Source organism: Sphingobium sp. CFD-1 (genome assembly GCF_024611115.1).
Classification (GTDB): Bacteria; Pseudomonadota; Alphaproteobacteria; order Sphingomonadales; family Sphingomonadaceae; genus Sphingobium; species Sphingobium baderi_A.
In genome coordinates, this window is sequence record NZ_CP084398.1 from 3,703,477 (window position 1) to 3,727,604 (window position 24,128).

Genomic DNA, 24,128 nt, shown 5'->3' on the forward strand with positions numbered 1-24,128 from the left:
CGCGCGCGCTCTATGTTGGCGGCATTACAGCCAATGCCAAGAGGCTCGTTAAACGAGGAAGCTTCCATGTCCACCTATGAAGATCGTCTCAAGGCCCTGCGGGCGCAACTGGCGCGCGACCGGCTGGACGGTTTCGTCGTGCCGCTGACCGACGAGCATATGAGCGAATATGTGGGCGCCTATGCCCAGCGTCTGGCGTGGCTGACCGGCTTTCAGGGGTCGGCCGGCAGCGCTGTGGTGCTGCCGGAGGAAGCGGCGATCTTCGTTGACGGGCGCTACACCTTGCAGGTGCGCGAGCAGGTGGACGCCGCGCACTGGCAATATGAGAGCGTGCCGCAGACCTCCATCGCGGCGTGGCTCAAGGATCATGCGTCGCAGGGCGCGCGCATCGGCTATGATCCATGGCTCCATACCCGCGCATGGGCGCGCCAGGCGAGCGAGGCTCTGGCCGAGCGCGGCGCGGAACTGGTCGCGGTCGACACCAATCCGGTGGACGCGGTCTGGCCCGACCGCCCCGCGCCCAGCGCCGCCAGGCTGGCGGTGCATGAAGACCGCTACGCCGGAAAGAGCGCGGCGGAAAAGCGGCAGGAGATGGCCGACTGGCTGACGGCGAAACATGCCGATGCGGCGGTGCTCTCCGCGCTCGATTCCATTGCATGGACCTTCAACATACGGGGCAAGGACGTGGACCGCACGCCGGTCGCGCTCGCCTATGCCGTCGTGAACGCCGATGCGACCGCCGATCTTTATGTCGCGCCCGAAAAGATCGACGAGGCCGTGGTGCAGCATCTGGGCAATGCCGTGCGCGTGCACGACCGCGCGGCCTTCCCCGACGCGCTCAAGGGCTTCGCGGGCAAGACGGTCGTAGCCGATCCCGAGCGTGCGGTCGCCGCGATCTTCGAAGGATTGGAGGAAGGCGGCGCGCATGTGCTGGCGCTGCGCGATCCCGCCATATTGCCCAAGGCGATCAAGAACCCGGTCGAGATCGTCGGACACAGAGCCGCGCAAAGCCGCGACGGGGCGGCGCTGTCCCGCTTCCTGCATTGGATCGCGACCGAAGCGCCCAAGGGCGGCGTCGATGAACTGGGCGCCGCGGCGAAGCTGGAATCCTTCCGCCGCGACACCGGCGCGTTGCAGGACCTGTCCTTCGACACGATCAGCGGCGCGGGGCCGAACGGCGCGGTCGTGCACTATCGCGCCGAGGAAAAGACCAACCGCCGCATCGCACGCGACTCTCTCTATCTGGTGGATTCCGGCGGCCAATATCGCGACGGAACGACCGACGTGACCCGCACCATCGCCATCGGCACGCCGACGCCGGAAATGAAGCGCCGCTTCACGCTGGTCCTGAAGGGGCATGTGGCGCTCGCCCGCGCCGTGTTCCCCAGGGGCACGCGCGGCGGACAGCTCGACGTGCTGGCGCGGCAATATCTCTGGGCCGAAGGGCTGGATTATGCCCATGGCACCGGCCATGGCGTGGGCAGCTTCCTGTCGGTGCATGAAGGGCCGCAGCGGATCGCGACCTTCGGCGGCGGCGACGAGCCGTTGCAGGCGGGCATGATCCTCTCCAACGAGCCGGGCTATTACAAGACCGGCGAATATGGCATCCGCATCGAAAATCTGGTGCTGGTGGAGGAACGCGCCATCCCCGGCGCGGAAAAGGAGATGCTGGGCTTCGAAACGCTGACCTTCGCGCCCATCGATCGCAACCTTGTCGCGGTCGAACTGCTGGGCATGGAAGAACGCGCCTGGCTCGACGCTTATCATGCCAGGGTGCTGGATGTCGTCGGGCCGCAGCTTGAAGGCGCGGCATTTGCATGGCTGACGGGGGCCTGCGCGCCGCTGTGAAGCTCAGTCGCGTCGCTGGGCGTCGCCGTCCCGGCCTGCCTCGGCTGGCTTCGATTCGGCGGCGTCCGCCCGCGCCTGCGCCTTGCGGCGCCGCAGATTGTCGCGCAGCGCCTGCGCCAATCGCTCTTTGCGTTCGTCCTGTCCGCTGCTCATGGGATGCGCTTAAGCAAATTGCCGGACCCGTCGCAAGCCGCCTTGACAAGGGCAGCGCGCGCGGCCATAGGCCCGGCTCCGCCGCCCTATACGGGCCGCGCGAAGAACAGAGTGCTGCCGTAGCTCAGTGGTAGAGCGCATCCTTGGTAAGGCTGAGGTCGTGAGTTCAATCCTCACCGGCAGCACCATTTCTCCCCGACGGAAGATAAAGCGCAGCGGCGTTCGGCGGATGCCTCCAGAACGGGAACCCGCTGCGCCCGTCATCCCGCGAATTTGAAACCGATCCAGAGCGTGCGCGGCGTGCCGAGGTCCATGGACCCGCCTGCATTGCGTGTGACGACCTCCTCATCGAACAGGTTTTCGCCGCGTGCGACAAGGGTGATCCCATGGCCCAGCGGCAGGCTGGCGACCGCATCCACCGTCAGCGCATGGGGCAGCACATCGGTCTGAAGATCGTCCTCATATTGCTTCGACACATAACGCAGCGTGGTCGATAGCGCCGGTCCCTGCGCCGGTTGCCATGCCAGCGTTGCGCTGGCGGCATGACGCGGGCTTTGCGCGGGCCTTAACCCATCGAAGTCCCTGCCCGGTGCCCGCACCTTAGTGCGGCTATAGGCATAGGAGGCCGACAGCAGGAAATCGCCCATATGGCCCGAAGCAGTCAGTTCCACGCCCTTGGCGATCACCGCGTCCACATTCTGACGCTGACGAAGTTTGGGATTGGCGGGATCGGTCACATTGGCGACAGCATTGTCCAGCCGATTGTAGAAAGCGGTCGCGGAGAGAATAACGCCGGGAAGGGGCGTAAGGTCGACGCCCGCTTCCACGCCCTTGAGCTTTTCCGGGATAAGAGCGGCATTGGCATCGGTTCTTATGACACCGTCTTTTGTCGGCACTACAAAGGGCCGGTATAATTCGTTGAGCGTAGGCAGGCGGAAGCCGGTATAGCCCGCCGCCCGCAGCGCCAACATCCCGTTGACTCGGAACAGCGCGCCCGCGCGCCCGGAAAACTGCCAGTCGGACCGGTTGCCGAAGTCGTCGTTCACCGTGACGATGCCATCGGCTCCGACCTGCCGGTAAAAGCCGCCGCTGATGCGCCAATAATCGGCCCGCACGCCGCCGGTCAGGATGAGGCTGCCGATCGTCCAGTCATCCTCCGCGAAGAAGCCGGTCGTGATCTGGTCGCCGCCTGCATGGCGGCGGGCCGTTATCGGATTGGCGGGGTCGCCGGCATCATAGGCGTCCTCATACATGTCGCCCGTGGCGAAGCGCGTGTCGGCGCCGATGCGCAGCACATGGTCCGGGCCGACCGGCGGCCGCAGTTCGATCTTGCCGCCGATGCCGGTGGAGGGTGTGTTCCGCTGATCGAGCGACTGGCGATAGGGCGGGTTGGCCGAGATCACGATATTGGAGAAGTTACGCGCCTGGATATAGGCCAGCGCATCGACCTGCCATGCGCCGCGCGCGATATAGCGGATCGAGGCGTCCTGCCCCTCGCTCATGCTGTCCGCGCCGCGAAAGCGCAGCGTGCGGTCATCGTGGAAGAGGGTCGCGCGGAATTGCAATTCGGAGGTGGCCGACAGGGGCGCGACGGCGCGCAGATTGCCGGACCAGCCATCATAAGCGGCTGGCACGGTAGCCGCGACCCGCTGATCGCGCGGTGTGGTCATGAAGCCGTCGCCCCGGTCCCAGCGGCCCGACAGGGAAACATAGCCGCCGCCCAGATCGGGTGTGAGGGCGGCGGCCAGTTCGGTCGCATCCTTACTGCCGTAAAAGGCGTTGGCGGCAAAAGAAGGGAGCTGATCGCGGGTGGCACTGGCAAGCTCGATGGTGCCCGCGACCGCCCCGGCTCCAAAGGCCCCCACGCCGCCGCCGCGCGTGACCCGTACGACCGACAGCCGGTCGGGAACCAGGGCGCTAAAGGGAATATAGCCGAAAAAGGGATCGGCCATCGGCACGCCATCCAGCAGCACCAGCGTGCGGCTGGAGGCATTGCCGCCCAGCGCCCGCAACGTGGCGCCTTGAGCGGACGGGTTGGCCGACCGGCTGTCGGATCGGCGAAACTGCTGAAAACCCGCCACGTCGCCCAATATATTTTCGATGCGCCCCGACGCGCCGTTGATCAGCCGGTCCCGATCGATCACCACGGAGCCATAAGCGGGACTGCCCGGCGGGAGAGGCAGGCCCGCTCCGGTGACGACGATATTCGCCTGCGATGCCGTATCAGGCTGCGTCTGGGCGAACGCGATGCCGGGGAGCGCTGCCAGGGCGATGGAAAACGGCAGATATTTCACGACGGATTTCCCTTTTCCACTCGGTTGGCGCGGCTCGAAAGGGGCTCGACCTGCCCCGATTATCATTTGTGCGGGACGTAGGGCGACGGCTGAATCCGAGTCAAGCGGCAGACCTTAAACGGGCGGGACATGTCGATGCCGCCGCAAGGTTGGAAAACGTGGCCGGCAGAGGAGCATCCCTGTCGATGACAATGCAAGCGGCGCGGCTCAATGGATTTGGAGGAGGCGTTGGGGGAAATAGAATTTTCTAGGAAAGCAAATTCTTCCCTTGCCGAGCCGTCAAACCGCTGCTAGTTGCCCGCCTCACCCGCCGAGAGGAAGCTCCTCCGGCCGCCAGAGCGGGCGTAGCTCAGGGGTAGAGCACAACCTTGCCAAGGTTGGGGTCGAGGGTTCGAATCCCTTCGCCCGCTCCAGATTTTCCTTATAAATCAGATAAATACTTCCTCCATCGGGAGGGGTTTTCCGTTACGCCGGCCTTGCGTGAGGGCCGCGTAATAAGGACGTAATAGGCTCGAAGCGTGTTTTCGGGCTATCTTGGCGTGCAATCGGTGGCTTGGGCTCGAGGTCGTGTCGAATCCGGGCCTGACGGTAAGCTGGCTGTCCCACCGGACCCCTTCGGCCGGGGGCGACCCGCAGCGCCCCATTTCGCAATCCGCCTTGGCTCTGATCAGCCGCAACGCAGCCGCTCCCAGGGTCGCATCCTGCGCAGAGCCAATTTGCGCTTCATAGTTTCATGAAACTATGATTTAACGTTTTCATGAAACAGGCGGAGGCTCGCAGCGATGCCGATGACGAGCATCTTCAGATTCAAGTCCCAGGGGTGACCAAGCGCGATCTTGGTCAGAGGGCGCTCGATGCTCGCGAACCGATCCGCATGATCGTGCTGCGCGCGCTCCAGGCCTACGGCGTCAATGTGCCGGCCGAGGCAATCTCCGACCGCCGGAAGCGCAGCTAATGTCGGGCGATTTCGAGGCGCTGACCATCGACGACTACGCCAAGCAGGCTGCCCGCACGGACCAGCGTAGCGGAAAGAGCACTCTGGGTTTCTCGATGCTCGGATTGTTCGGCGAAGCGGGCAGCCTTCTGAGTGAGGCGAAAAAGAAACAGCGCGATGCTACCTCCTACCTCGGCTATGCCGATGCCGTCGCTGAAGAGCTCGGCGATGTTCTTTGGTATCTGGCGGCCGTCGCGCGCCGCAGCGCACTGGCGCTAAGCGACATCGCGGCAAATGCCGCGAGGGGCGACGACGAGCGGCGGGCCGGAGGCAATGGCGCCTTGAGCTTCCATGCGCTCCAGCCAGCCCACATTCCGCTGGCCAAGGCGCCCATGCCGCAGTTCGAGCACACGCTCCTCGCGCTCGCCGGCGAGGTCGGCGTCCTCGTCAATGGCTTCCAGTTGGGGGCGTTGACGCGAGACAAGGCGATGCTCGCTCGCCAGCTCGCGGCGGTCATGCGCAGGCTAATTCAGGCTGCCAACGATTCCGGGGTCACGATTGAGGCCGCCGCCGTCAAAAACCTTCACAAGATCTTTGACCGCTGGCCCCGCGAGAAAGTTTATCCGGCTCCGTCCGATTCGACGATGGACCCCGAGGAGCAGCTCCCGCGACGGATGACGATCGACGTCTATGAGCGCAAGGTTCGCGGACAGACCTTCGTCTATCAGCGATCGAGCGGCGTCTATGTCGGGGACCGGCTCACCGACAATGCGGTCGAACCCGACGATTATCGCTTCCACGACGTCTTTCACTATGCGCATGTCGCGGTCTTGGGCTGGTCGCCCGTCATCCGCGCATTGCTGCGCTTGAAGCGCAAGAGCGACCCCAAGCTCGATGATGCGGAGGATGGTGCGCGGGCGATCCTGATCGAGGAAGGCGTCACCTCATGGATTTTTGGCCAGGCCCAGCAGCTCCGCTACTTCGACAAGGTAAAATCAGGCGGCCTGCCGCTGGACATGCTCAAGCATGTCCGCCAGTTCGTCGCCGGTTACGAATCCGAACGCTGTCCGTTGTGGCTCTGGGAGGAAGCGATCCTCCAGGGCTACGCGGCCTTCCGCTTTCTCCAGAAACACCGGCGCGGTCGCGTCACGATCGACTTCGCCCATCGTCGCCTGCGTATCAAGGAACTGCCGTCATGACCCCCAAGCATTTCGTTTCTACTCTGGCGGCAACCGAACTTCCTTCCGTTTTCAATCCCTGGCGTGACCGCTGCGCCGTTCATGACCGGCGCGACGCGGCGGCCAAGCGGCGCGATAATTTGGAACGGCTGCTGACCGCTGCCTTGGACGCGAAGGTCGAGACCATCTGGATTGCCCGCGACCTCGGTTATCGCGGCGGCCGGCGCACGGGCGTCCCCCTCACCGATGAGGTTCATCTCGACCGGGCGGGTGCGTTGATGGGCGGCATCGCCCTTCAACGTGCGACGGAAGGCCCGGCGGTCGCCGAGCGGACAGCGGCGATTGTCTGGCGCGTGCTCGAACAGATCGGGCAGCCGGTCATGCTCTGGAACGTCTTCCCGTTCCATCCGCATGAAGTGGGCGATCCCTTGTCGAACCGTTGTCATACCCGCGGAGAACGCGAGGCGACCTGGCCTTTGCTTCAGGCGCTGATTGCGATGCTACAGCCCCGGCGCATTGTTGCGATCGGGCGCGATGCTCACCTAGCCCTTGGCGATGTCGGTATCCCGACGACGGCTGTCCGCCATCCGAGCTATGGCGGGCAGCGCGACTTCATCGAAGGCATGTTTGCGATGTACGGGATCGACGGCGACGCTCTCGAAGCGCCGCGTCTGCCGTTGGAGGCGCCTTATGCCGCGGCGAGGAGTTGCGCGCTCGCCTGATCGCAGCGCGCAAAAAGCTGCTGGAGATCACCGCGATTCCATTTGCCGGTATCGATTTCGGCGTGGGTAGAGACGATCGTCAGCGGTCCAAGTCCAACCCCACCCTCCTTGGCGATGAACGATTGCAACCTACCGAGGCCGATCAGATTGCCCAGTAGCTTTTCGATGTAGAAATGGTTGCGGTAGAACGCGGTCATGGCGATCCGGCGTTGATCGCCTTTGCCGATCAGCTTGAGACTCGTAAAGCTCAGACACTGCCCGCCGTAAGGCGAATCGTTCACGTCGCGGGCAGGGTCGAAAACGCTCAGCTCGAACTTGTTGAGCGCGCGCACCTTCGGATTGCGCAGGCGCTCGACGATCCCCCAAATCTGATTGATCGGCGGCCCGTCGAGCTGCGGCAATTGCATCATTCGCTCGAAGTAATAGCCCGACCATGCTTCCTTCAGTCTGACCTTGGGCAGCACATTGTCGCGGAACCGGTCGAAGAACAGCGGCGCGCCATGGCGGTGATAGAGCGCTGCCGGGAAGATCGTGTTGGCAACCGTCTCGATCGGCTTCTTGCCTCGACCAGCGAGAAAGGCGTCCACTTCGGCGACGACAGGATCAGCAAGGTTCGCACGCGCTGAGGGATCGGCAACGTCGATGATCACGTTGTAGGCCTGATGGCCGGCTGCGCCGTCAACGAGACGCACCGCCTCGCGCCACGCGGAAACGCAGTCAGGCTGCGAGGGTACTGGAAGATACATCGACTTCCTCCATCAAATTCGCGGTGGCGAAGAGCCGCGGCGCCAGGAACCGTTCCGTGAGCCATGCGTGTCCGTCGAGGCCCCATCCTGTACCCCAGCTATTACGGACGAGAATTGCGGTCGTGCCGTCGACCTTGCCGTGGCCTACGGCGATCACGGCATGGCGCTGGCTCGGCTCAGGCTGTTCGTCATTGGCCGGATCGACGACTCCATCGCCTGCCGGCATGAAGAAGGAGCGCGAGAGCATCGTCAGAATTACGACTGGCCGACCCGTGTCGAGCAAGGCGATGATCGAGGCGAGATTCTTCGTTCCCGACTGGCTATCGCGCCCATAGCGATCCCCGACCACAGCAGGCGGGTTCCACAGGCCGTGATCTTCGGGGACGGCTTCAAGATAGGGCCAGCCATGTTCCTCGGGTTGCCCGTCGCCGCGTAGTGCATCGAGCATCGCCGACAGCAGCGCGCCTTGTGCGGGCGAGCGGCCCGCACGCCGCTGGGCGTGATAGAAGGCAAATTCGCAGGATAGCGGCGCCCATCCATCACGCAGCCCGGCATGAGCATCGCTTGCGGCAAAGGCCATGCAGGTCGGTCGCGCGCCCTGATCGCGCGCAGCACCGAACAAGAGCCGAAGATCGGTCGTGATCTCGATCATGGGAGCTAGGCGGCCTCGAGCAGATGCCGCCGCTCGGCGCGCGAAAGACCTTCGGGTTCGGGGCCGGTCAGGTCGAAGTCGAACGTCAGATGGGCCAACGCCGGCACCGGCTGCCATGGCCGCCGTTCCTCGATCGACATCCGACCTCTCTGCGCCGCCTCGATGGCGGCCGTGACCCGCCGAACGATCGGCCCGCCGATCCCATCAGCATCGACCGCTTCGCGGTCGTCGCGGACGATGGCGAAACCGCTCGCGATAAGCTGGTCGAAATCCCACAAATACCCGCCACCGCTATGCTCCTTAAGCCGGAGCACGAACAGGTCGTTGCGGCTGCCGTCGATTCTCGTGCTGGCATCGCGTTCGGTCAGGAGCCAGACGTCGCCACGATAATTGGCCGGGCGATAATCCTTGAGCAGATCGACTTTCAGCGCGCGCGGCTGTGTCCGCAGCAGATCGGTCATAGTCGATTGCGAGATCAGATTGTAGCGCAGCAGCGTTCGGGACGTCGCTTCGTAGCTGGCCCCCAGGCGAAGCGAGAGTTGGTACACGACGTTGGGACGGCGAAAATCATCGACCTGCCAATCCTGGCGCGCGCTGTGCGACAGGATCAGCCATTTTGGCATCATGAAGGCGATGGCAAAGGCGTCCGCCTCGGTTTCCTGAAACAGCCCACCCGGTTCGGGCGAGTTCGGCATCCGCCGCAAGATGCTTTCGTCATCCAGGCTGGGTTGATGTTGCATCGAGAAATGGCCCAGCTCATGAGCGGCCGTGAAGCGCTGAATGCTCATTGGCCGCTCCGTCGTCACCAGGACGCCATGCGCCGGCACGCTCAGATAGGCACCGAGCAGCCCCTTCAGTGGCCGGAGCAACAACGGGAGGTCAACGGCGTGGATCGCGCTGAACACATCGACATTGCCGCCCTGCTGTTCAATCACTTCGCGCGTATTCAACTGCCGATGAAGCCGCCCAGCGGCCATGGCCCCGGCTCGAACCGCGCTCGCGTAGTCGAGCGCCATGGTCAGCCCTGTCCTCCGCCCGACCGCGCGCGCAGATAGTCGGCGAAGCGGCCCAACTCTTCGCGGTCCTGCGTGGACAGATCAGCAACGCGCCGCGCCAAATGTGCGACATCTGCCGGCAGGCTGGCCGAGGCTTCGTCCTCGCCAGTGAAATAGCCGACCGACTGCCGATATAGCCGCGCGAGGCGAGTCAACTCGATCGCCTCGACGCGGCGCTGCCCGTTTTCAATATCGGTGAGTCCTGTGCGCGGGATCTTGAGATAGGCCGCCACCTCTTCTTGTTTTAGGCCCAGATATTTCCGGGCCTCGCGCAGCCGCTCTCCCAAGCGTCGCCGCTCCTCCTCGTCGTCCTCGTGACGCAATGCGAGATTGGTCATGGCTTCGATCCTTTCTTGCGAATCCATACGCGCTCGATCTTGGGAACAAGATGTTCGAGCGCAGCTTCGATCGAACTGTAGCCACCCGTGCGGACGATGCTCTCGCGCAGCTCGAAGCCGACAACAGGTTCAAGCGCGCACAGCGTATCGACGACCGACAGCGAATCCATCGGAATGGGAGCCTTGATGATCTTCGGCTTATCCGGGGGAAGCGGAATGCCGCGAACCTGCGCCTCCGCCTTTGCCACTTCGATGAGCTCAGCCACGAGCGTTGCAATGACGTCGCTCTTGGGGAATGCTACCGTAACCGGCTTGGTAGGTGCAATTGTCGCCATCTACGCCTCGCACGATTTGCCTACATGGGTTACATATAGTGTCTGATATTCAGACATGCAAGAGAGAAGTAATCGTGTGAAAGGGCATGGCGCCTCCCTGCGGGATCGCCGCTCTATCTCCGCTTCGCTCCGACCGAACCCCTGACGGGTTTCGTCCGATTCCGGTGACGATCAGCCTGGCGGGACGGCGTATCCACGCCGATCCGTAAATCCGCCCCTGCGGATTTGCGCTTTTCCGTATCTGCGGAGATCGGGCCAGGGCGTGCGCCGGCCCATTCGCGTTGATTTGGCACTCCCGCTATGGGGTGGGCGACGCTTCCCTTTAGGCCCGCCGCGCCGGGCCGCAACGCGCGCAGGCGCGCTTACCTCCTCTTCGTTCCGGCCCTGCGGGTGCTGCCCGGCTCCGCCGGCGGGCCTGCCGGTCGCTCTTTCGCCGCCCACCCCATTCCGGGGTGTGTGTGGTTTTAGAAGGAGTAGTGTGATGAACGCTGTTACCGAAACCATTGCCGCCGATCCTGTGTCAGGCATCGAGATTTTCGTGCCGCTCGCCAAGCTCAAGAAGTCCCCGCGCAACGCCCGCAAGGTGCCGCATGGGGGAGCCGCTATCGAGGCGCTGGCTGCGTCGATCCAGCACAAGGGGCTGATCCAGAACCTTGTCGTGGAACCCGAGGTCAAGGAGGACGGGACGCCGACCGGCTATTATCTCGTCACCGCTGGCGAGGGCCGCAGGCTGGCGATGCTGCTGCGCGCCAAGCGTAAGCAGATCAGGAAGTCCGAGCCTGTCCGCTGCTGGCTCGATACGCAGAACGATCCGTCCGAGATCAGTCTGGACGAGAACGTGACCCGGACACCGATGCATCCCGCCGACCAGTTCGAGCGGTTCGCGGAGCTTGCGGACGGCAAGGGCTGGGGCGCGGAAGAGATCGGCGCGCGGTTCGGCGTGTCGGCTGGCGTGGTGAAGCAGCGGCTTCGCCTTGGTGCCGTCAGCCCGAAGCTGTTGCAGGTCTATCGCGAGGATGGCCTGACCTTGGACCAGCTTATGGCCTTCGCCATCACCGAGGACCACGCCCGGCAGGAGCAGGTGTTCGAGAACCTGCATCATAATCGCGAGCCGTGGATCATCCGGCGCGACATGACCGCCGCCAACGTGCCTGCCGCCGACCGGCGCGCGGTGTTCGTCGGGGCCGACTCCTATATCGAGGCGGGCGGCACCATCATCCGTGACCTGTTCAGCGAGGACCGGGGCGGTTTCTTCGAGGATGCGGGCTTGCTCGACATGCTCGCCATCGAGAAGCTGCGCGAGATCGCTGGGACCGTGCAGACCGAGGGCTGGAAATGGGCCGAGGCGCATATCGACTATCCCCACGCCCACGGGATGCGGCGCTTCTATCCGCAGTCCGTCGCCCTGTCCGACGAGGACGAGGCCCGGTTGGAGGCGCTGTCCACCGAGCATGACGAACTGGCCGAGGGTTATTCGTCCTATGACGAGATGCCCGAGGACGTGGCGACGAAGCTGGAGGCGGTGTCCGACGAGATCGACGCCATTTCGGCCAAGCGTTACGCCCACGACGCCAACGTGATCGCGCATGGCGGCGTGTTCGTGGTGCTGAACCATGACGGCGTTCCCCGTCTCGAGCGCGGTTTCGTCCGTCCCGAGGACGAGGCGCTGGCCGACCCGCAGCCCGAGGATGAGGGCGAAGGCGAAGCCATCGACCCGGAAGCCGTCGCGGACGAGCAGGCCGGGGACGGCGACGAGGACGAGCAGCAAATCGAGGAAGAGGACGAGGAACCGGGCAGGCCGATTTCCGACAGCCTCACCCGCGACCTGTCCGCCCATCGGACGCTGGCCTTGCGTGTCGCCCTTGGCGAGCGGCCCGATCTGGCGCTGATCGCCCTGACCCACACGCTCACGGCGCAGTTGTTCTACAGCTACACCGAGGCCGGTTGCCTTGAGGTTCGTCCGACCGCGACGCCACTTGGCAGCCATGCGGACGGGATCGAGGATACGCCGCTTGCAGCCAAGGCGAACGAGTCCCGCGAGGCATGGGCCGAGCGGATGCCGCGTGACGTGGTGGACCTGTGGGGCTTCGTCGCCGGGTTGGACGACGGGAAGCGGCTGGCGCTGCTGGCGCATTGCGCGTCCCGTACCGTCAATGCGCTGCGCCTGCCGTGGGACCGCAAGCCCCGCTCGCTGCAAACGGCGGACAGGCTGGCGAGCGCGCTGGCGCTGGACGTGGCGAAGGACTGGACGCCGACCGTGGACAGCTATCTTGGCCGCGTCACCAAGGCGCATATCGTGGAGGCCGTGACCGAAGGCGTGTCGGAGGACGCCGCCCGCCGGATCGCGGACATGAAGAAGCCCGATATGGCGCAGGCGGCCGAGCAGCTTCTGGTCGGGACCGGCTGGCTTCCCGCTATCCTGCGGACGCCCGAGCCAGAGGCGGAGCAGCCCGCACCCGACGAGGCCGAGGATGCCGGGATCGTGGAGCAGCCGTCCGAGATGGAGGCTCCCGATACCGAAACGGAGGAAAGCGAAGCGTCCTACGCCGTCGCCGCCGAATAGCGGCATTGGGCCGGGGCCGCGCGAGTGGTCCCGGCCTGCCTTCGTCGGCCCTAAAAAATCGCGGCCGCGCCCTTTCCGGGCGCGGCGCTTTTCGTCGCGCAAGATCAGGGACGCGGCGGCATATGGCCGGCATCGAGCCGACGATGGATGAGGGAGACGAGCGTCAGAAGATCTTCGGCGTCGGTCTTGGTCATAGGCCAATGGATACGCGCTTCATGGGCGGTCGGATTACGGAACATCCCGAACACCCCTTTGACCAGGTTGGCGAAACCGCCTTGCTCGCTGCGCTCGCTGGCCGTGCCGCGCGGATTGATCGCCAGCATCGGGGGATCGCCGCCCAGCACGCGGTCCACCAGCGTTCCCCCATCATCTGACAGGCCCGTCCTGACCCGCATCTTGTCGGCGACGCTTTTCACCGCCTCCTGAACCGCGTGGAAATAATCGTCGGCTAGCAGCTCCGCGCGGCAGAAGCGCAGCACGTCCGGGTGAACGCCGCGCGTCTCCAAATCGGTGCGCAATTCCTTCGCGCGGCGCTGCGCTTCCGGCAGGGTGGTCGCCTGTTCGACTGTTCCGATCTTTCCGGCTTCGCTAACCACGAGGCCGGCGAAGGCGAGGGCCTGGTTGAGACTGGCGCGCATGGGCTCGTAACGGTGCGGCTCGCGACTATAGCGGGCGGGGCTCATCGCATGGCGGATGAAGCCGAGGATGCGGGTGCGGTCCTGCCGGGCGTTCTGGCTGGCGGCGAAGGCGTTGTAGATGCGGTGCCGCTTGGTCATCTCGCCCGGATCGGTCATCTGACAGGTCGCTATCAGCATCGCGATCTCGGTCCCCTTGAGCCCCGCTTCCGTGTCGCCGAGCGCGCCAGCGATGGCTTCGAGCTGATCCTGCGAAAATAGTTTCGTCACCTGTCCTACTCCCCCGCGTGTCTCCACGGCCTCCCTTGGTCGAATCGGCAGCACCTTGGAACGTAGGATGAACATCGCGCAAGGCTGTTGGCGGAGTTGCCGACACAAACGTCAGCCATAGCAAATCCCATCTTTCCGAGCCGAACATCCCGGCGGCCTCTCCAATGGCTTGTCTGGCCGAGGCCGATCGCCTTCCCGCAAGGGCGTCGTTCGGCTTTTTTCCGCCGCCTTCGACTTTGCATCGCGAAGCAAAAAAGCCGCCCGTCGTCCAACCTCCTCTGCGTTCCGGCCGCAAGCGGTGCGGGTCGATCGTGCCCCGGCCGACGCCGAGCCATCGAGGCCGCGATGGGCGCGGTCCGAGCAGACAGGAGATCACGACATGGCCACGATCGGCACGTTCACCGCCAACAGCAAGGGCGAGTTCACCGGCGTCATCAAGACGCTTACCCTCAACACCAAGGCCAACTTCCGCCCGGTCGAGAAGGACGGCGAGAAGTCCCCCGACTTCCGCATCAGCGCCGCCAACATGGATATCGGGGCCGCCTGGAAAAAGACCAGCCGCGAAGGCCGCGACTATATCTCGGTCAAGCTGGACGATCCGAGCTTCCCGGCTCCCATCTATGCCACGCTGTCCGAAACCGAGATCGCTGGCGAATACGCCCTCATCTGGTCCCGCTAACCGGCCGACGACGCCCCGCTCAACCGAGCGGGGCGCTCGGCCGTCAACTTGGGAAAGGAAGGGTCGCCAGATACTCCCGGCTCGTAGCGATCACGCCGGACACAAAGGTGAAGCTGGTCGACAGAACTGACTCCAGCGACGCTTCCTCGATGTCCTCACCAGCGACCCGATAGTTTGTGACAATCTGAACCCCGACGTTCGGAAAGGGCTCAGCGGCTTCGCAGATCGCGTAGCTGTCGTTCGCGGCAAAATGATCCGCTGGCATCTCCACGATCCGGTGTTGCGGCGATCCAGGCGGGAACCATTGAACGGCGAGCGCTCCGGCGGTCCCGGTGGCCAACTCCCAATGTTTCGATTCCCGCGAAAGAATCCGGACCAGTTGGAGATAGTGGAGATAGGGACGGTGTGCCTCGCGTGCAGCGGTAAAGATGTTGATCCAGGGCTGGTCGAGATGAATCGCGACCTTCTTTTCGATGGCCTTGGCATAGTCATCGTCGTCGCGCTCGATCGGGAAATAAAGATTTCTCGGATTGGGGAGACCAGCGGATTTGCGCGCCGCAGCCGTGACATGGTCGAGCGCGTGGACGAGATTGTTGGCGACATCGGCCAGGACCGGCTTGGCCCGACGCTGCGCGCGCCGGTTGATCCGTAACTCGGCGCGATGCTGGCCCTCGGGCGAAATTGAGCGTCCGATGTTCCATAGCAGGTCAGGACCGGCGCCGAGGAGGCCGTTAAGCTCGCGCTTGTGCGCTTGGGCGCGCTCGAACAGCAATTGCGCGTCATCGAGAAGATCGGTGGCCCCCATGGTTCGGCCTTAGCTCCCTGGGCGTCTTCGCGCCATCACAACCCGGATAGCCGACAAACTGGAATTGTGATGCGCCGCAGACGCGGCGGATGCTTGGGGCGCTGCCCCCGGCGCCCTTCGGAGCGGCTTCCGCCCAGCTTCCTCCACGCTTCGCGTTCCGTGCAGCCGGTTCCCCGCGAAGCCGCCCACTCCGGTTGCACCCCCGGTCTCGCCGACGGGCAGGGTTTCAGCGTGGCGCTCCGCTGCGCGAAAACCCAAGCCCAAGGAGGTCAAAATGCACTATCAGCTTGCCACCCGGTTCGGTCGCAACGCCCATCAGATCAGCGGCCGGGAGCCGCTCGACAACGAGGCGCTCTATCGGCACGTCCCGTCCATCTTCGCCCGCGAGCCGCACGGCAGTCGTTCGGATCGCTATGTCTATGTCCCGACCATCGACATCGTGGAGGGACTACGCCGTGAGGGATGGTTCCCGTTCTTCGCCGTCCAATCGGTGCCGCGTGACGGCTCGCGCCACGGCCACGCAAAGCACATGCTGCGCCTGCGCCGGGACGAAGGCATCGGCAAGCCCGAAGCCGCCGAAGTCATTATCGTCAACAGCCATGACGGGACCAGCGCCTATCAGATGTTCGCCGGGATGCTGCGTTTCGTTTGCACCAACAGCATGATCGCGGGTGAGCGGTTCGAAGAAGTCCGGGTGCCGCACAAGGGCAATATCGAGCACGACATTATCGAGGGCGTTTATACCGTCGCGGAAGACTTCCCCCGCCTGATCGACGCCAGCGAGACGATGAAGGAGGTCCGGCTTTCCGAAGACGAGCGGCGCTTGCTCGGAGAGGTGAGTTTGGTCGCTCGCTATGGGGAAGACGAAAGCCCGCTGCGGCCCGAACAGATCATCGAACCGCGCAGGCGTGAGGATGTTGGCGATAGCCTGTGGAGCACGTTCAACGTCATTCAGGAGAATGTGGTGCGGGGCGGCTTACAGGGCCGCAAGCGTAACGCCGAGGGCCGTATCCGCCGGGCGCAGACGCGCGCAATCAACGGCATCGACCAGAACGTGACGCTCAACCGTGCGCTCTGGACGCTGGCCGAGGGGATGCAGCGCTTGAAAGCGGGATGACCGTGACCGCCGCAGGGCTGGGCTTTCGGTCCTGCGGCGAACCTCCCCATTACCGCATAACCATCGACCCATCGACGGCCGCGCGTCCCGATGGTCCGCGCGGCCGTAAACGAAGCGGGCTCGCCGGGCGGATGCCCGGCTCGCGATTTAGATGTTTCCAATATTCAAAGACGACTATAATAGTCGTTTTCATGGCGTATAGCACTCGGCTCGTGAACGTGATCGTACATGATCACTTCCCGCCAGGTGCGGGCCGCTCGTGCGCTTCTCGGTTGGACACAGGAGATGCTTGCGGACAAGGCCCTTGTTGCTCTGACGGCACTCAAGCGTCTGGAGTCCGAGAACAAGCTGCCTGTGCGAGAGGATACACGCCATCAGGTGGCAAAGGCGCTGGAAAGTGCAGGGATCGTCTTTCTCGATTCGGACCGTGGCGAGGGTGTGATGGTGGTCCGCGGCGCGGCGAGCAAACCGTCAAAGTAAGATGCGCCGTCGCACGGGTTATCCCTGAAGCATCAACGGTCCATAGCGTGAGCGGTCTAATTACTTCGCTCCATTATGGTGTATATTCTGTGAAGCAGCGTCTGCGGGGGCGGGCGCTGAAATCGGAGCTTGGCGATGGCGATAGCCTCTTTCGAGGATCACGCTCCCGATGCGCCGCATGTCACCGACTATGACGAGCGCCACCATCAGACCTATTGGCGGCTGCTCGATGCGGCTGCGGAAAAGGCGGACTGGTGCGAGGTCGTTCGGATCATCTTCGGTATCGATCCCGCCGCCGAGCCCGAGCGCGCGCGCCTGATCTATGACTCTCATCTCGCCCGCGCGCGATGGATGACCGAGACAGGTTATCGCCACTATCTGAAACCGCCGCGTCTGTAGCTTTCTCGGCCGCATCCCTTTGATTAGCTTCCCATATGCTGACTTCGCGCCGCTATGGGGCGCGACGGCCGACAGGACTTCTCCCCTTCTCTCCAGCCGGGAAATTCTTGCGTGCGCTCGGCCGGATGTCGGGCTGGGAGCTACCGAATGCCGTCTGCGAAGGACTGGCGCACGCCGGTGGACGAAACCGGCGATGACGCGCTTCAATATCGCGACATTGCCATTGGCTATCTCAGCCGCAATTCTCGCTATCAGGCTGACTACGTCCGCGCACTGCGCCGTGTGAAGCGCCGCGAAATCACGGCCGACGAAGCCACGAGCGCCTTGGTACGCCGTTGGGGCATGAGCTTTCATGCCGCGCCGTCTTGGGCTTTCGACCCAAAACTTGCGATAGCGCGACCCGACCTCGCACCCGATGACATCGTCCTGGCCCGCGCACCGCCGGACCTCGCGTCAGCGCAACCCTTCGATGTCGCGGCGTTAGGCTCCGTTCGTGCGAAGATGACGTTTGAAGGCCGTCTTCATGTCATTCTAGCCGACGCTGATGGGGACGCACACGTCTGGGTACTCGATTCACCTGACCGGCCTCTCGCGGCGATGTTGCCGTTCGGTGCCAATCTCGCCATCGGCTTGGCTGCGGTCGAGCGTCTGCGTCGCCGCTTGCGCGGCCTTTCGGCAGGAGCTCCGCCGCTCAGGCCGCCGCCATCCCGCCGTCGGCATCTTCTGACCCTGCTTCGGGCACTGGATGGCCACCAGATAGGCGCGAGTCGTAGGGAATTGGCTGCCACACTAATCGATGCGGCCGTGCGCGCCTTCAGCGCAGCCGAATGGGTCGAAAGTCGCGAGCGCAAGCGGATTGGCCGATGGCTTGCCGAAGCCATCGAGCTAAGAGACGGCGGCTATACTCGCCTGCTTCGCGGCGATTAGGGGGGACATTCCCAGACCCCCTCGATGCTGTCCCTTCTCCGCGGCGGGGCGAATTCGCCACCATGCCCTCCTGTCCGCCGGTCCTGCTTTCCGGGGCCGGTCATCATCAGGAGGATCATCATGGACCAGCCTGTGGCCGTTACGACGCCGCGCTATCTCAAAACTCCCGACGCCGCGATTCACCTGGGGTTGTCGGCACGCACGCTGGAAAAGCACCGCTGCTATGGCACTGGTCCGGTGTTCCGCAGGCTCGGCGGTCGCATCGTTTATGCGATCGACGACCTTGAGGCCTGGGCGGCACTCGGCACCCGCCGCTCGACCTCTGATCCGGGCACCGGCGTCGTCCATCCGGCCAAGCGCCTGTCCACCGATTGCGTGCGTCGCTGACGATCATGCGCCGCGCCAACCCTTTTTCCGGGACGCCCAGCGTCGAGCGAACGCAGCTTGAGCTGTTCCGCTCGGTCCCCGGCGATCTCGCGCCCCGTGATGCGCAAGACCTCATGGCTTGGCCGTTCTTCAGCCTCGCCAAAACCCGGCGAGCTGTCCCGATCGAGTTCCGCATAGGCGCAACATGGATCTCCGTCGAGGCTGTCGCCGAGCATGGCATGGCGACTATTTGGGACGCCGACGTGCTGATCTGGGCGGCGAGTCAACTCATTGAGGCGCGTGACGCCGGGCGGCCAACCTCGCGCCTTATGGTGACGACGCCGCACGAGATATTGGCGTTCACGCAGCGCGGCACCGGTAAGGCGAGCTACGAGCGGCTGAAAGCCGCGCTCGACCGCCTGCAATCCACTACTGTCGCCACCTCGATCCGGCAGGAGCATCAGCGGCGGCGGCATCGCTTCTCGTGGATCAACGAGTGGCGCGAGTTGGCGGATGGCAACGGTCGCGCGCTCGGCATCGAACTGATCCTGCCTGACTGGTTCTACGCCGGCGTGCTGGACCGCGCGCTCGTGCTGACCATCGACCGCGCCTATTTCGAGCTGACCGGCGGTCTTGAACGCTGGCTCTACCGCATCGTGCGCAAACATGGCGGGCGGCAGCAAGGCGGCTGGAGCTTCGATGTTCCTCACTTGCACCTGAAGTCTGGCGTGCTTTCGCCGCTGCGCCGGTTCGCGTTCGAGTTGCGCACCATCGTCGCGCGCCAAGCGCTCCCCGGTTACGTCCTCTCGCTCGAACATGCGCTCGGTTGCGAGCGCCTGAGCTTCGCGCCTGTGCCGCCCGATCCGTTCGACGCCGCCATGCGCCGCGTCGGTCTCAAGCCTGTGGAGAACCGGCGATGAGACTCGGACGATCGGGAACAGCCGGATTCGGACCATCGGGAACGCGAAACACGGACTATTGGGAACGCCAGAGCTTCGGAAAGCCGCAGAAATCCTCGCGGAATCGAGGCCCCTCTAACAGTGCTAATAGATTCGAATCCTTCGGATTCTTGCTAACGGCGCGCGCGGCTGTGGACGGTCTGGCCCGTTCGGCGCGTCGCGGTTCGGTCGGCGGACCATCCGCTGGCTTCGTACCATCCTATCGCGACCCGTATCCCAGGAGACTCTCGATGATCGACGACCGGCCCCCGGCCGTGCGCGGTGGCGGCGCGTTCAGCGCGCTCGCCCGCGACGGCCTCACCCATGTCGAACTGACCTGGATCGAGAAGAGGCTCGAGCATTGGATACGCTTCGGCCGCATCGCCCAGGATCGCATCCTGACGCGCCGCACGCGCATCGTCAGCTTCCGGCCGGGCGCTGTCTTCGCCTTCGTCCGTTGGGCGTCGAACGACTTCGGAACCATCATTTCGCGCATTGACGTGGTGCGCGCGGTCGCGGCCAACGAGTCATACACAACGCTGCCGTTCGTGCGGCCTGGCGGGGATATCCTGCTCAAGATCGAGGGCTGGCCCAAGGTCCAGCAGGTGCTCGCCGTCATTGACGCGGTGGAGTCGGCCGGCGTCGATCCCTGCGATGCAGCCGCCGATCACTGGCGCCATGTTCACAACCGCATCGTCGCCGGTCATCAGCCGAGGCCCTACACGGCGGAGCGCCATCGCGCCTGGCTCAAGCGTCGGGAGATCGAGGGATGACGCGCCGCCGCTATATCATGGCAACCGCCATTGTCGCATCAGCCTTCGCAGTTTCGTTCGTCGCCATCGCCGTCGTTGATCCGTTTCCGCGCGTCATCTGGAACGCCAGCGCGAGCGCGCCGATCGGACTCTACCGCATCCATCCCGATCATGATCCACCCGCTGGTGCGCTGGTCGCGGTCACGCCGCCCCGGCGGTTGGCGCGATGGATGGCCGAGCGAGGCTATCTGCCCGAGGGCTTGCCGCTCCTGAAGCATGTCGCGGCGAAGGCCGGGCAGCGCCTCTGCCGGATCGGCGACGTGCTGAGCGTCGATGCGCGGCCGGTTGCCATCGCCCTTGCGCACGATCGCCGTGGCCGTCCGCTGCCCATCTGGCAGGGTTGCCGCACGCTCCGAACGGGCGATCTGCTGCTCCTCAACCCCGCCCATCCCGACAGTCTGGACGGCCGCTATTTTGGGCCGCTGCCGGCCTCAGCCGTCATCGGACGCGCGACGCCGCTGTATCTGTCCGCGCCGTCCTCAGCGCATCCTTCCGCCAACCACAAGGAGACTGGCCGTGCCCACCACGCACTTTGAATCCACCGGCGACGGCTATGCAGGCCGCGTCAGGCTGTTCGGCATCGACGAGGCGATTGTGCTCGTTCCGCTTGAACCGAACGACGCCGAGAATGCGCCCGACTACCGCATCCATCTCGATGATGAGGATGGCCCCGAAGTCGGCGGCGCCTGGAAACGGGTCGGCGAACGGGCGGGTGATTACATCGCGCTGGAGATCGACAGCCCGATCTTCCCGGCCCCGTTCCGGCCCGTGCTGTTCCGCGCCGATCCCGAGGGCCGGACGCTTTGGCTGTCGTGGCGGCGTCCGCGACCGCGCGAAGACCGGAGCTGATCGGTGCCTGTTCCGATCATCCATTTGTTCGCGGAAATGCCGTCTCATCCCTTCGTCCCGCTCGGTCGCAGGTCGGCCGGCGCGCACAGCGAAGGTCAAGGGCGGTTCCCGGCCGGCGCTTCGCGCGAACCCTTTACCGCAGCGAGCACGCTGGCAGGCTGGCGTCAGAGCGGGGGCGGATCGGCCGTCGTGGCCGCGATCCTGCTGCTGCTCGCGCCGGGCGCTGCGCTGGCACAGAATGCGCCGGCCGAACGGGTTGCGGCGAGCCATCCCCATGCCGGCCATGTCGCCGATGCGGCGCAGCGGTTCCGCATCCCGGAAGCCTGGATATGGGCGGTGGTGCGCGTCGAGAGCAACGGCAATTCCCGCGCTGTCTCGACTGCCGGGGCGACGGGTCTGATGCAGATCATGCCCGGGACCTGGGCGGGTCTACGCGCGCGCTATCGGCTCGGCTCCGATCCATTCGACGTGCGCGACAACATTATGGCGGGCGCGGCCTATCTGCGCGAGATGTTCGACCGCTACGGCAATGCGACCGCCATGCTCGCCGCGTATAATGCGGGACCGGGCCGCTACGACGAGCATCTCGCGCGCGGCCGTCCGCTGCCCGCCGAGACACGCGCCTATCTCATGAAACTGGCGGCGATCACCGGCGGTTCGGACGACACTCAGTTTGCTGCGGCACCAGCTCCCGATTCGCTTGCCTGGCGTCGTGCCGCACTGTTCGCGGAGCGTTCAGGACCGGCTTCGACTATGCCGGTGGACGCTGCAAACGATGCCAGGGCCGCGCAACCCGGACGCCCGCTAGCCGGCCGCACGGAGGTTGCGATGGTCGCAGCCACGCCACCCTCGACCGGCCTCTTCGTCCCGCTTTCTGGCCGGTCTCCGCCATGAGCCGCTCTCGCGCGTTCTGGCGAGCTTCGTCGCAGCCTTTCGCAGTGCCGGAAGCGGGAAGGCTTCAGGTTCTGCAGGCGAAGGGTCGAGGGCAAGATAAAGGGCGGCAATGTGCGACGCCATTTTGCCCCGGTCGTGGCCTTGTTTCTCAAGGCTTTTGGGCATTGCTGCGCAATGTGCGCGGAAACCGCGCAATGTGCGGCCACCGATGGACGCCAGCAAACAGCCGGGTTTGCCGCACATTGCGGGGCGTCGCGCGATGAGCCGCGACGACAATTTCCGCATCCGGCCAGGCCGCATTCGCTCGCGGGGAAGCCAGCGCTCTCGACCGATCATCGTCCAGGCGCTCGCCGCCGCCCAGCGTGCCGGCGGTCATGTTTCACGACGTGGCCGGATCGTCGCGCCGGGCAGTTCAACCTTCGGGCGTGGCCGGGTTGCGAGCGTGCGCGCGACCCACCGGCTCGGCCACCGATCGCGTCAGGTTATCGTCAAGGCGCGCGTGGTCCGGCAGGGCGGCCGGGCCTCGCTCGCTGCCCATCTCAATTATCTGCAACGCGATGGCGTCACCCGCGACGGCGAGAAGGGCGTGCTGTTCGGCGCCGAGGCGGACAGCCTCGACCGCAATGAATTCGCCGCTCGCTGCGAAAACGACCGGCACCATTTCCGCTTCATCGTCTCGCCCGAGGACGCGGACCACATGCGCGACCTCAAGGGCTTCACCCGCCAGCTTATGACGCGGATGGAATCGGACCTCGGCACCCGTCTCGACTGGCGAGCCGTCGAGCATTGGAATACCGACAACCCCCACGTCCACATCATCGTGCGCGGCATCGGTGAGGACGGGCAAAACCTCGTCATCTCGCGCGATTATATCGGCGAAGGGATGCGGGCGCAGGCGCGCGAGATCGTGACCCGCGAACTGGGCCTTCGTAGCGACCTCGACATCCGGCAATCGCTGGAGCGGCAGGTCGAGGCCGAACGCTGGACCGAGATCGACCGCGACTTGTCGCGCACCATGCAGCGTGATGGGCTGATCGACACGGCGCCTGCGCCCGCCGTGCAGCCGGATGGCGACCATGCGCTGCGAATGGGACGACTGCGCAAGCTGGAGCGGCTCGGTCTCGCCAACGAGATCGCGCCAGGCCAGTGGACGCTCGCGGACGACGCGCAGGCAGCCTTGCGCGAGCTGGGCGAGCGCGACGACATCATCAAGCGAATGCACAAGGCGATGACCGAGCGCGGCATCGATCGAGGCGCCGCCAGCTATGTGCTCGACGCCGATTCGGGCCGGCCGGTGATCGGGAAGTTGGTCGACCGCGGCTTGCATGACGAGCTGACCGGCGGCGCCTATGCGATCGTGGACGGGATCGACGGGCGCACGCATCACATCCGCTTTTCTGACATCGAGGCGACCGGCGATTGCAAGCCCGGCGCCATCGTCGAACTGCGCCGTTTCGAGGACCGCAAGGGCCGGCAGCGGGTGGCGCTCGCCGTCCGGTCGGACATGGACTTGTCAGCGCAGATCCATGCACCGGGCGCCACCTGGCTCGACCGCCGCAACCTTTCGAGCGATGGCCGCGATCTTGGCGGCGGTTTCGGAACCGAGGTGGGTGTCGCGATGGAAGCGCGCGCCGAGCATCTCGCCGACGAAGGCTTGGCGCGGCGGCAAGGCCAGCGCGTCATCTTCGCGCGCAATCTGCTCGACACGCTCAGGCGGCGCGAGCTGGACGCAGCCGCCAAGGACTTGTCGGCCGAGATCGGCTTGCCGCACGCGCCGTCCAAGGCCGGCGAATATGTTGCGGGCACGCTGCGCCAGCGTGTCACCCTTGCCTCTGGCCGCTTCGCCATGATCCACAACGGCTTGAGCTTCCAGCTCGTGCCCTGGTCGCCTTCGCTCGACCGCCAGATCGATAAGCACATCTCCGGCGTCATGCGCGGCGATGGCGGCGTTGACTGGTCGTTCGGGCGTGGGCGGGCGTTGGGACTTTAGGTCCGTGGTTGCGGACGATCCGGAACGGCAGCTCATAGGAAGATAAATCGGGATAGCGGACGTTTTTCGCCGCAAGTTCGGGAGTCAGCTTCGCGCCCTCTTATCAGACGTCCAAGGGCCCCTCGACTCTGCCCCAAAGCGGACATCCA

Annotated in this window: 26 protein-coding genes and 2 tRNA genes; 19 read left to right on the plus strand and 9 right to left on the minus strand. The window is 64.8% G+C overall.

All coding sequences use genetic code 11. The features are described from left to right. The first annotated feature begins 66 nt into the window (after positions 1 to 66). Positions 67 to 1,848, plus strand: a complete 1,782-nt coding sequence (locus LDB26_RS18560; RefSeq protein WP_257539502.1) for an aminopeptidase P family protein — start codon at positions 67 to 69, stop codon at positions 1,846 to 1,848. A gap of 3 nt (positions 1,849 to 1,851) precedes the next feature. On the opposite strand, the gene LDB26_RS18565 is transcribed toward LDB26_RS18560, so the two are convergent. Further along, positions 1,852 to 2,001, minus strand: coding sequence for a hypothetical protein (locus LDB26_RS18565; protein ID WP_184204970.1), 150 nt, complete (start codon positions 1,999 to 2,001; stop codon positions 1,852 to 1,854). A gap of 113 nt (positions 2,002 to 2,114) precedes the next feature. Here LDB26_RS18565 and LDB26_RS18570 point away from each other — a divergent pair. Then, positions 2,115 to 2,189 (plus strand) — tRNA-Thr (locus LDB26_RS18570). A gap of 72 nt (positions 2,190 to 2,261) precedes the next feature. Here the strand turns inward: LDB26_RS18570 and LDB26_RS18575 are convergent. Continuing rightward, positions 2,262 to 4,295 carry a TonB-dependent receptor gene (locus LDB26_RS18575; protein WP_257539503.1) on the minus strand — a complete coding sequence of 678 codons (2,034 nt, stop codon included), beginning with the start codon at positions 4,293 to 4,295 and terminating at the stop codon, positions 2,262 to 2,264. A gap of 338 nt (positions 4,296 to 4,633) precedes the next feature. On the opposite strand from LDB26_RS18575, the gene LDB26_RS18580 reads away from it, so the two are divergent. From LDB26_RS18580 to LDB26_RS18595, 4 genes are all read left to right on the plus strand, one after another. Further along, a tRNA-Gly gene (locus tag LDB26_RS18580) sits at positions 4,634 to 4,708 on the plus strand. A 344-nt stretch (positions 4,709 to 5,052) separates the two neighbouring features. Next, positions 5,053 to 5,250, plus strand: coding sequence for a hypothetical protein (locus LDB26_RS18585; RefSeq protein ID WP_062062570.1), 198 nt, complete (start codon positions 5,053 to 5,055; stop codon positions 5,248 to 5,250). After that, complete coding sequence (locus LDB26_RS18590) at positions 5,250 to 6,428, plus strand: nucleoside triphosphate pyrophosphohydrolase family protein (RefSeq protein WP_257539504.1); 1,179 nt, start codon at positions 5,250 to 5,252, stop codon at positions 6,426 to 6,428. The genes LDB26_RS18585 and LDB26_RS18590 overlap by 1 nt, the downstream gene beginning before the upstream one ends. Next, complete coding sequence (locus LDB26_RS18595; protein ID WP_062062574.1) at positions 6,425 to 7,129, plus strand: uracil-DNA glycosylase; 705 nt, start codon at positions 6,425 to 6,427, stop codon at positions 7,127 to 7,129. Before LDB26_RS18590 ends, LDB26_RS18595 begins: the two co-directional genes overlap by 4 nt. Here the strand turns inward: LDB26_RS18595 and LDB26_RS18600 are convergent. From LDB26_RS18600 to LDB26_RS18620, 5 genes are read right to left on the minus strand one after another with little or no spacing between them, the layout of a single operon-like run. Beyond that, entirely contained in the window at positions 7,096 to 7,875 is a 780-nt protein-coding gene (locus LDB26_RS18600) for a hypothetical protein (protein ID WP_062062576.1), read from the minus strand. The two genes, LDB26_RS18595 and LDB26_RS18600, sit on opposite strands and share 34 nt — an antisense overlap. Continuing rightward, positions 7,847 to 8,527: a C1 family peptidase gene (locus tag LDB26_RS18605; RefSeq protein WP_062062578.1), complete on the minus strand. Its 681-nt coding sequence runs from the start codon at positions 8,525 to 8,527 to the stop codon at positions 7,847 to 7,849. The genes LDB26_RS18600 and LDB26_RS18605 overlap by 29 nt, the downstream gene beginning before the upstream one ends. Positions 8,528 to 8,532: 5 nt before the next feature. After that, positions 8,533 to 9,543 (minus strand): ImmA/IrrE family metallo-endopeptidase, encoded by a 1,011-nt coding sequence (locus LDB26_RS18610; protein WP_082635089.1) that lies wholly within the window; start codon positions 9,541 to 9,543, stop codon positions 8,533 to 8,535. 2 nt (positions 9,544 to 9,545) lie between these two features. Beyond that, positions 9,546 to 9,920 carry a helix-turn-helix domain-containing protein gene (locus tag LDB26_RS18615; protein WP_062062580.1) on the minus strand — a complete coding sequence of 125 codons (375 nt, stop codon included), beginning with the start codon at positions 9,918 to 9,920 and terminating at the stop codon, positions 9,546 to 9,548. After that, positions 9,917 to 10,255 carry a hypothetical protein gene (locus tag LDB26_RS18620; RefSeq protein ID WP_062062582.1) on the minus strand — a complete coding sequence of 113 codons (339 nt, stop codon included), beginning with the start codon at positions 10,253 to 10,255 and terminating at the stop codon, positions 9,917 to 9,919. Before LDB26_RS18620 ends, LDB26_RS18615 begins: the two co-directional genes overlap by 4 nt. 481 nt (positions 10,256 to 10,736) lie before the next feature. On the opposite strand from LDB26_RS18620, the gene LDB26_RS18625 reads away from it, so the two are divergent. Continuing rightward, positions 10,737 to 12,818, plus strand: a complete 2,082-nt coding sequence (locus LDB26_RS18625; protein ID WP_062062583.1) for a ParB/RepB/Spo0J family partition protein — start codon at positions 10,737 to 10,739, stop codon at positions 12,816 to 12,818. Between the two features lie 104 nt (positions 12,819 to 12,922). Here LDB26_RS18625 and LDB26_RS18630 read toward each other — a convergent pair whose 3' ends face one another. Then, positions 12,923 to 13,750: a TIGR02391 family protein gene (locus tag LDB26_RS18630; protein ID WP_257539505.1), complete on the minus strand. Its 828-nt coding sequence runs from the start codon at positions 13,748 to 13,750 to the stop codon at positions 12,923 to 12,925. A gap of 352 nt (positions 13,751 to 14,102) precedes the next feature. Here LDB26_RS18630 and LDB26_RS18635 point away from each other — a divergent pair, with 352 nt between their 5' ends. Continuing rightward, positions 14,103 to 14,402 carry a DUF736 domain-containing protein gene (locus LDB26_RS18635; protein ID WP_062062588.1) on the plus strand — a complete coding sequence of 100 codons (300 nt, stop codon included), beginning with the start codon at positions 14,103 to 14,105 and terminating at the stop codon, positions 14,400 to 14,402. A 43-nt stretch (positions 14,403 to 14,445) separates the two neighbouring features. Here the strand turns inward: LDB26_RS18635 and LDB26_RS18640 are convergent, their stop codons facing one another. Further along, entirely contained in the window at positions 14,446 to 15,174 is a 729-nt protein-coding gene (locus LDB26_RS18640) for a hypothetical protein (RefSeq protein WP_257539506.1), read from the minus strand. 307 nt (positions 15,175 to 15,481) lie between these two features. Here LDB26_RS18640 and LDB26_RS18645 point away from each other — a divergent pair, with 307 nt between their 5' ends. From LDB26_RS18645 to LDB26_RS18695, 11 genes are all read left to right on the plus strand, one after another. Further along, on the plus strand, positions 15,482 to 16,324 hold the full coding sequence (locus LDB26_RS18645) for a DUF932 domain-containing protein (RefSeq protein ID WP_257539507.1): 843 nt from the start codon (positions 15,482 to 15,484) through the stop codon (positions 16,322 to 16,324). Between the two features lie 228 nt (positions 16,325 to 16,552). Continuing rightward, entirely contained in the window at positions 16,553 to 16,804 is a 252-nt protein-coding gene (locus tag LDB26_RS18650) for a helix-turn-helix transcriptional regulator (RefSeq protein ID WP_062062597.1), read from the plus strand. A 135-nt stretch (positions 16,805 to 16,939) separates the two neighbouring features. Further along, on the plus strand, positions 16,940 to 17,203 hold the full coding sequence (locus LDB26_RS18655) for a DUF2285 domain-containing protein (protein ID WP_062062600.1): 264 nt from the start codon (positions 16,940 to 16,942) through the stop codon (positions 17,201 to 17,203). 147 nt (positions 17,204 to 17,350) lie between these two features. Further along, a complete protein-coding gene (locus LDB26_RS18660; RefSeq protein WP_062062602.1) occupies positions 17,351 to 18,130 on the plus strand; it encodes a DNA -binding domain-containing protein in 780 nt (259 codons plus the stop codon). A 120-nt stretch (positions 18,131 to 18,250) separates the two neighbouring features. Then, entirely contained in the window at positions 18,251 to 18,517 is a 267-nt protein-coding gene (locus LDB26_RS18665; protein WP_062062605.1) for an AlpA family transcriptional regulator, read from the plus strand. 5 nt (positions 18,518 to 18,522) lie between these two features. After that, on the plus strand, positions 18,523 to 19,416 hold the full coding sequence (locus tag LDB26_RS18670) for a replication initiator protein A (protein WP_062068400.1): 894 nt from the start codon (positions 18,523 to 18,525) through the stop codon (positions 19,414 to 19,416). A gap of 269 nt (positions 19,417 to 19,685) precedes the next feature. After that, positions 19,686 to 20,207, plus strand: coding sequence for a DUF2840 domain-containing protein (locus LDB26_RS18675; RefSeq protein WP_257539508.1), 522 nt, complete (start codon positions 19,686 to 19,688; stop codon positions 20,205 to 20,207). Beyond that, positions 20,204 to 20,782 carry a S26 family signal peptidase gene (locus tag LDB26_RS18680; protein ID WP_062062610.1) on the plus strand — a complete coding sequence of 193 codons (579 nt, stop codon included), beginning with the start codon at positions 20,204 to 20,206 and terminating at the stop codon, positions 20,780 to 20,782. The genes LDB26_RS18675 and LDB26_RS18680 overlap by 4 nt, the downstream gene beginning before the upstream one ends. Beyond that, positions 20,763 to 21,095: a DUF736 domain-containing protein gene (locus LDB26_RS18685; protein ID WP_062062612.1), complete on the plus strand. Its 333-nt coding sequence runs from the start codon at positions 20,763 to 20,765 to the stop codon at positions 21,093 to 21,095. The genes LDB26_RS18680 and LDB26_RS18685 overlap by 20 nt, the downstream gene beginning before the upstream one ends. Positions 21,096 to 21,098: 3 nt before the next feature. Next, a complete protein-coding gene (locus LDB26_RS18690; protein ID WP_062062614.1) occupies positions 21,099 to 21,989 on the plus strand; it encodes a lytic transglycosylase domain-containing protein in 891 nt (296 codons plus the stop codon). A gap of 259 nt (positions 21,990 to 22,248) precedes the next feature. Continuing rightward, the gene (locus LDB26_RS18695; RefSeq protein WP_257542201.1) at positions 22,249 to 23,979 is read left to right on the plus strand and encodes a VirD2 family relaxase/mobilization nuclease; all 1,731 of its coding nucleotides are present in this window, start codon (positions 22,249 to 22,251) and stop codon (positions 23,977 to 23,979) included. Positions 23,980 to 24,128 lie beyond the last annotated feature (149 nt).

Coding starts and splice junctions, on each gene's coding strand:
- LDB26_RS18585 (WP_062062570.1), top strand. CDS start 5,053: ATGAAACAGGCGGAGGCTCGCAGCGATGCCGATGACGAGCATCTTCAG.
- LDB26_RS18655 (WP_062062600.1), top strand. CDS start 16,940: ATGGCGATAGCCTCTTTCGAGGATCACGCTCCCGATGCGCCGCATGTC.
- LDB26_RS18670 (WP_062068400.1), top strand. CDS start 18,523: ATGCGCCGCGCCAACCCTTTTTCCGGGACGCCCAGCGTCGAGCGAACG.
- LDB26_RS18620 (WP_062062582.1), bottom strand. CDS start 10,255: ATGGCGACAATTGCACCTACCAAGCCGGTTACGGTAGCATTCCCCAAG.
- LDB26_RS18605 (WP_062062578.1), bottom strand. CDS start 8,527: ATGATCGAGATCACGACCGATCTTCGGCTCTTGTTCGGTGCTGCGCGC.
- LDB26_RS18635 (WP_062062588.1), top strand. CDS start 14,103: ATGGCCACGATCGGCACGTTCACCGCCAACAGCAAGGGCGAGTTCACC.
- LDB26_RS18695 (WP_257542201.1), top strand. CDS start 22,249: ATGAGCCGCGACGACAATTTCCGCATCCGGCCAGGCCGCATTCGCTCG.
- LDB26_RS18600 (WP_062062576.1), bottom strand. CDS start 7,875: ATGTATCTTCCAGTACCCTCGCAGCCTGACTGCGTTTCCGCGTGGCGC.
- LDB26_RS18665 (WP_062062605.1), top strand. CDS start 18,251: ATGGACCAGCCTGTGGCCGTTACGACGCCGCGCTATCTCAAAACTCCC.
- LDB26_RS18680 (WP_062062610.1), top strand. CDS start 20,204: ATGACGCGCCGCCGCTATATCATGGCAACCGCCATTGTCGCATCAGCC.
- LDB26_RS18595 (WP_062062574.1), top strand. CDS start 6,425: ATGACCCCCAAGCATTTCGTTTCTACTCTGGCGGCAACCGAACTTCCT.
- LDB26_RS18645 (WP_257539507.1), top strand. CDS start 15,482: ATGCACTATCAGCTTGCCACCCGGTTCGGTCGCAACGCCCATCAGATC.
- LDB26_RS18660 (WP_062062602.1), top strand. CDS start 17,351: ATGCCGTCTGCGAAGGACTGGCGCACGCCGGTGGACGAAACCGGCGAT.
- LDB26_RS18560 (WP_257539502.1), top strand. CDS start 67: ATGTCCACCTATGAAGATCGTCTCAAGGCCCTGCGGGCGCAACTGGCG.
- LDB26_RS18565 (WP_184204970.1), bottom strand. CDS start 2,001: ATGAGCAGCGGACAGGACGAACGCAAAGAGCGATTGGCGCAGGCGCTG.
- LDB26_RS18615 (WP_062062580.1), bottom strand. CDS start 9,920: ATGACCAATCTCGCATTGCGTCACGAGGACGACGAGGAGGAGCGGCGA.
- LDB26_RS18610 (WP_082635089.1), bottom strand. CDS start 9,543: ATGGCGCTCGACTACGCGAGCGCGGTTCGAGCCGGGGCCATGGCCGCT.
- LDB26_RS18675 (WP_257539508.1), top strand. CDS start 19,686: ATGATCGACGACCGGCCCCCGGCCGTGCGCGGTGGCGGCGCGTTCAGC.
- LDB26_RS18650 (WP_062062597.1), top strand. CDS start 16,553: ATGATCACTTCCCGCCAGGTGCGGGCCGCTCGTGCGCTTCTCGGTTGG.
- LDB26_RS18625 (WP_062062583.1), top strand. CDS start 10,737: ATGAACGCTGTTACCGAAACCATTGCCGCCGATCCTGTGTCAGGCATC.
- LDB26_RS18590 (WP_257539504.1), top strand. CDS start 5,250: ATGTCGGGCGATTTCGAGGCGCTGACCATCGACGACTACGCCAAGCAG.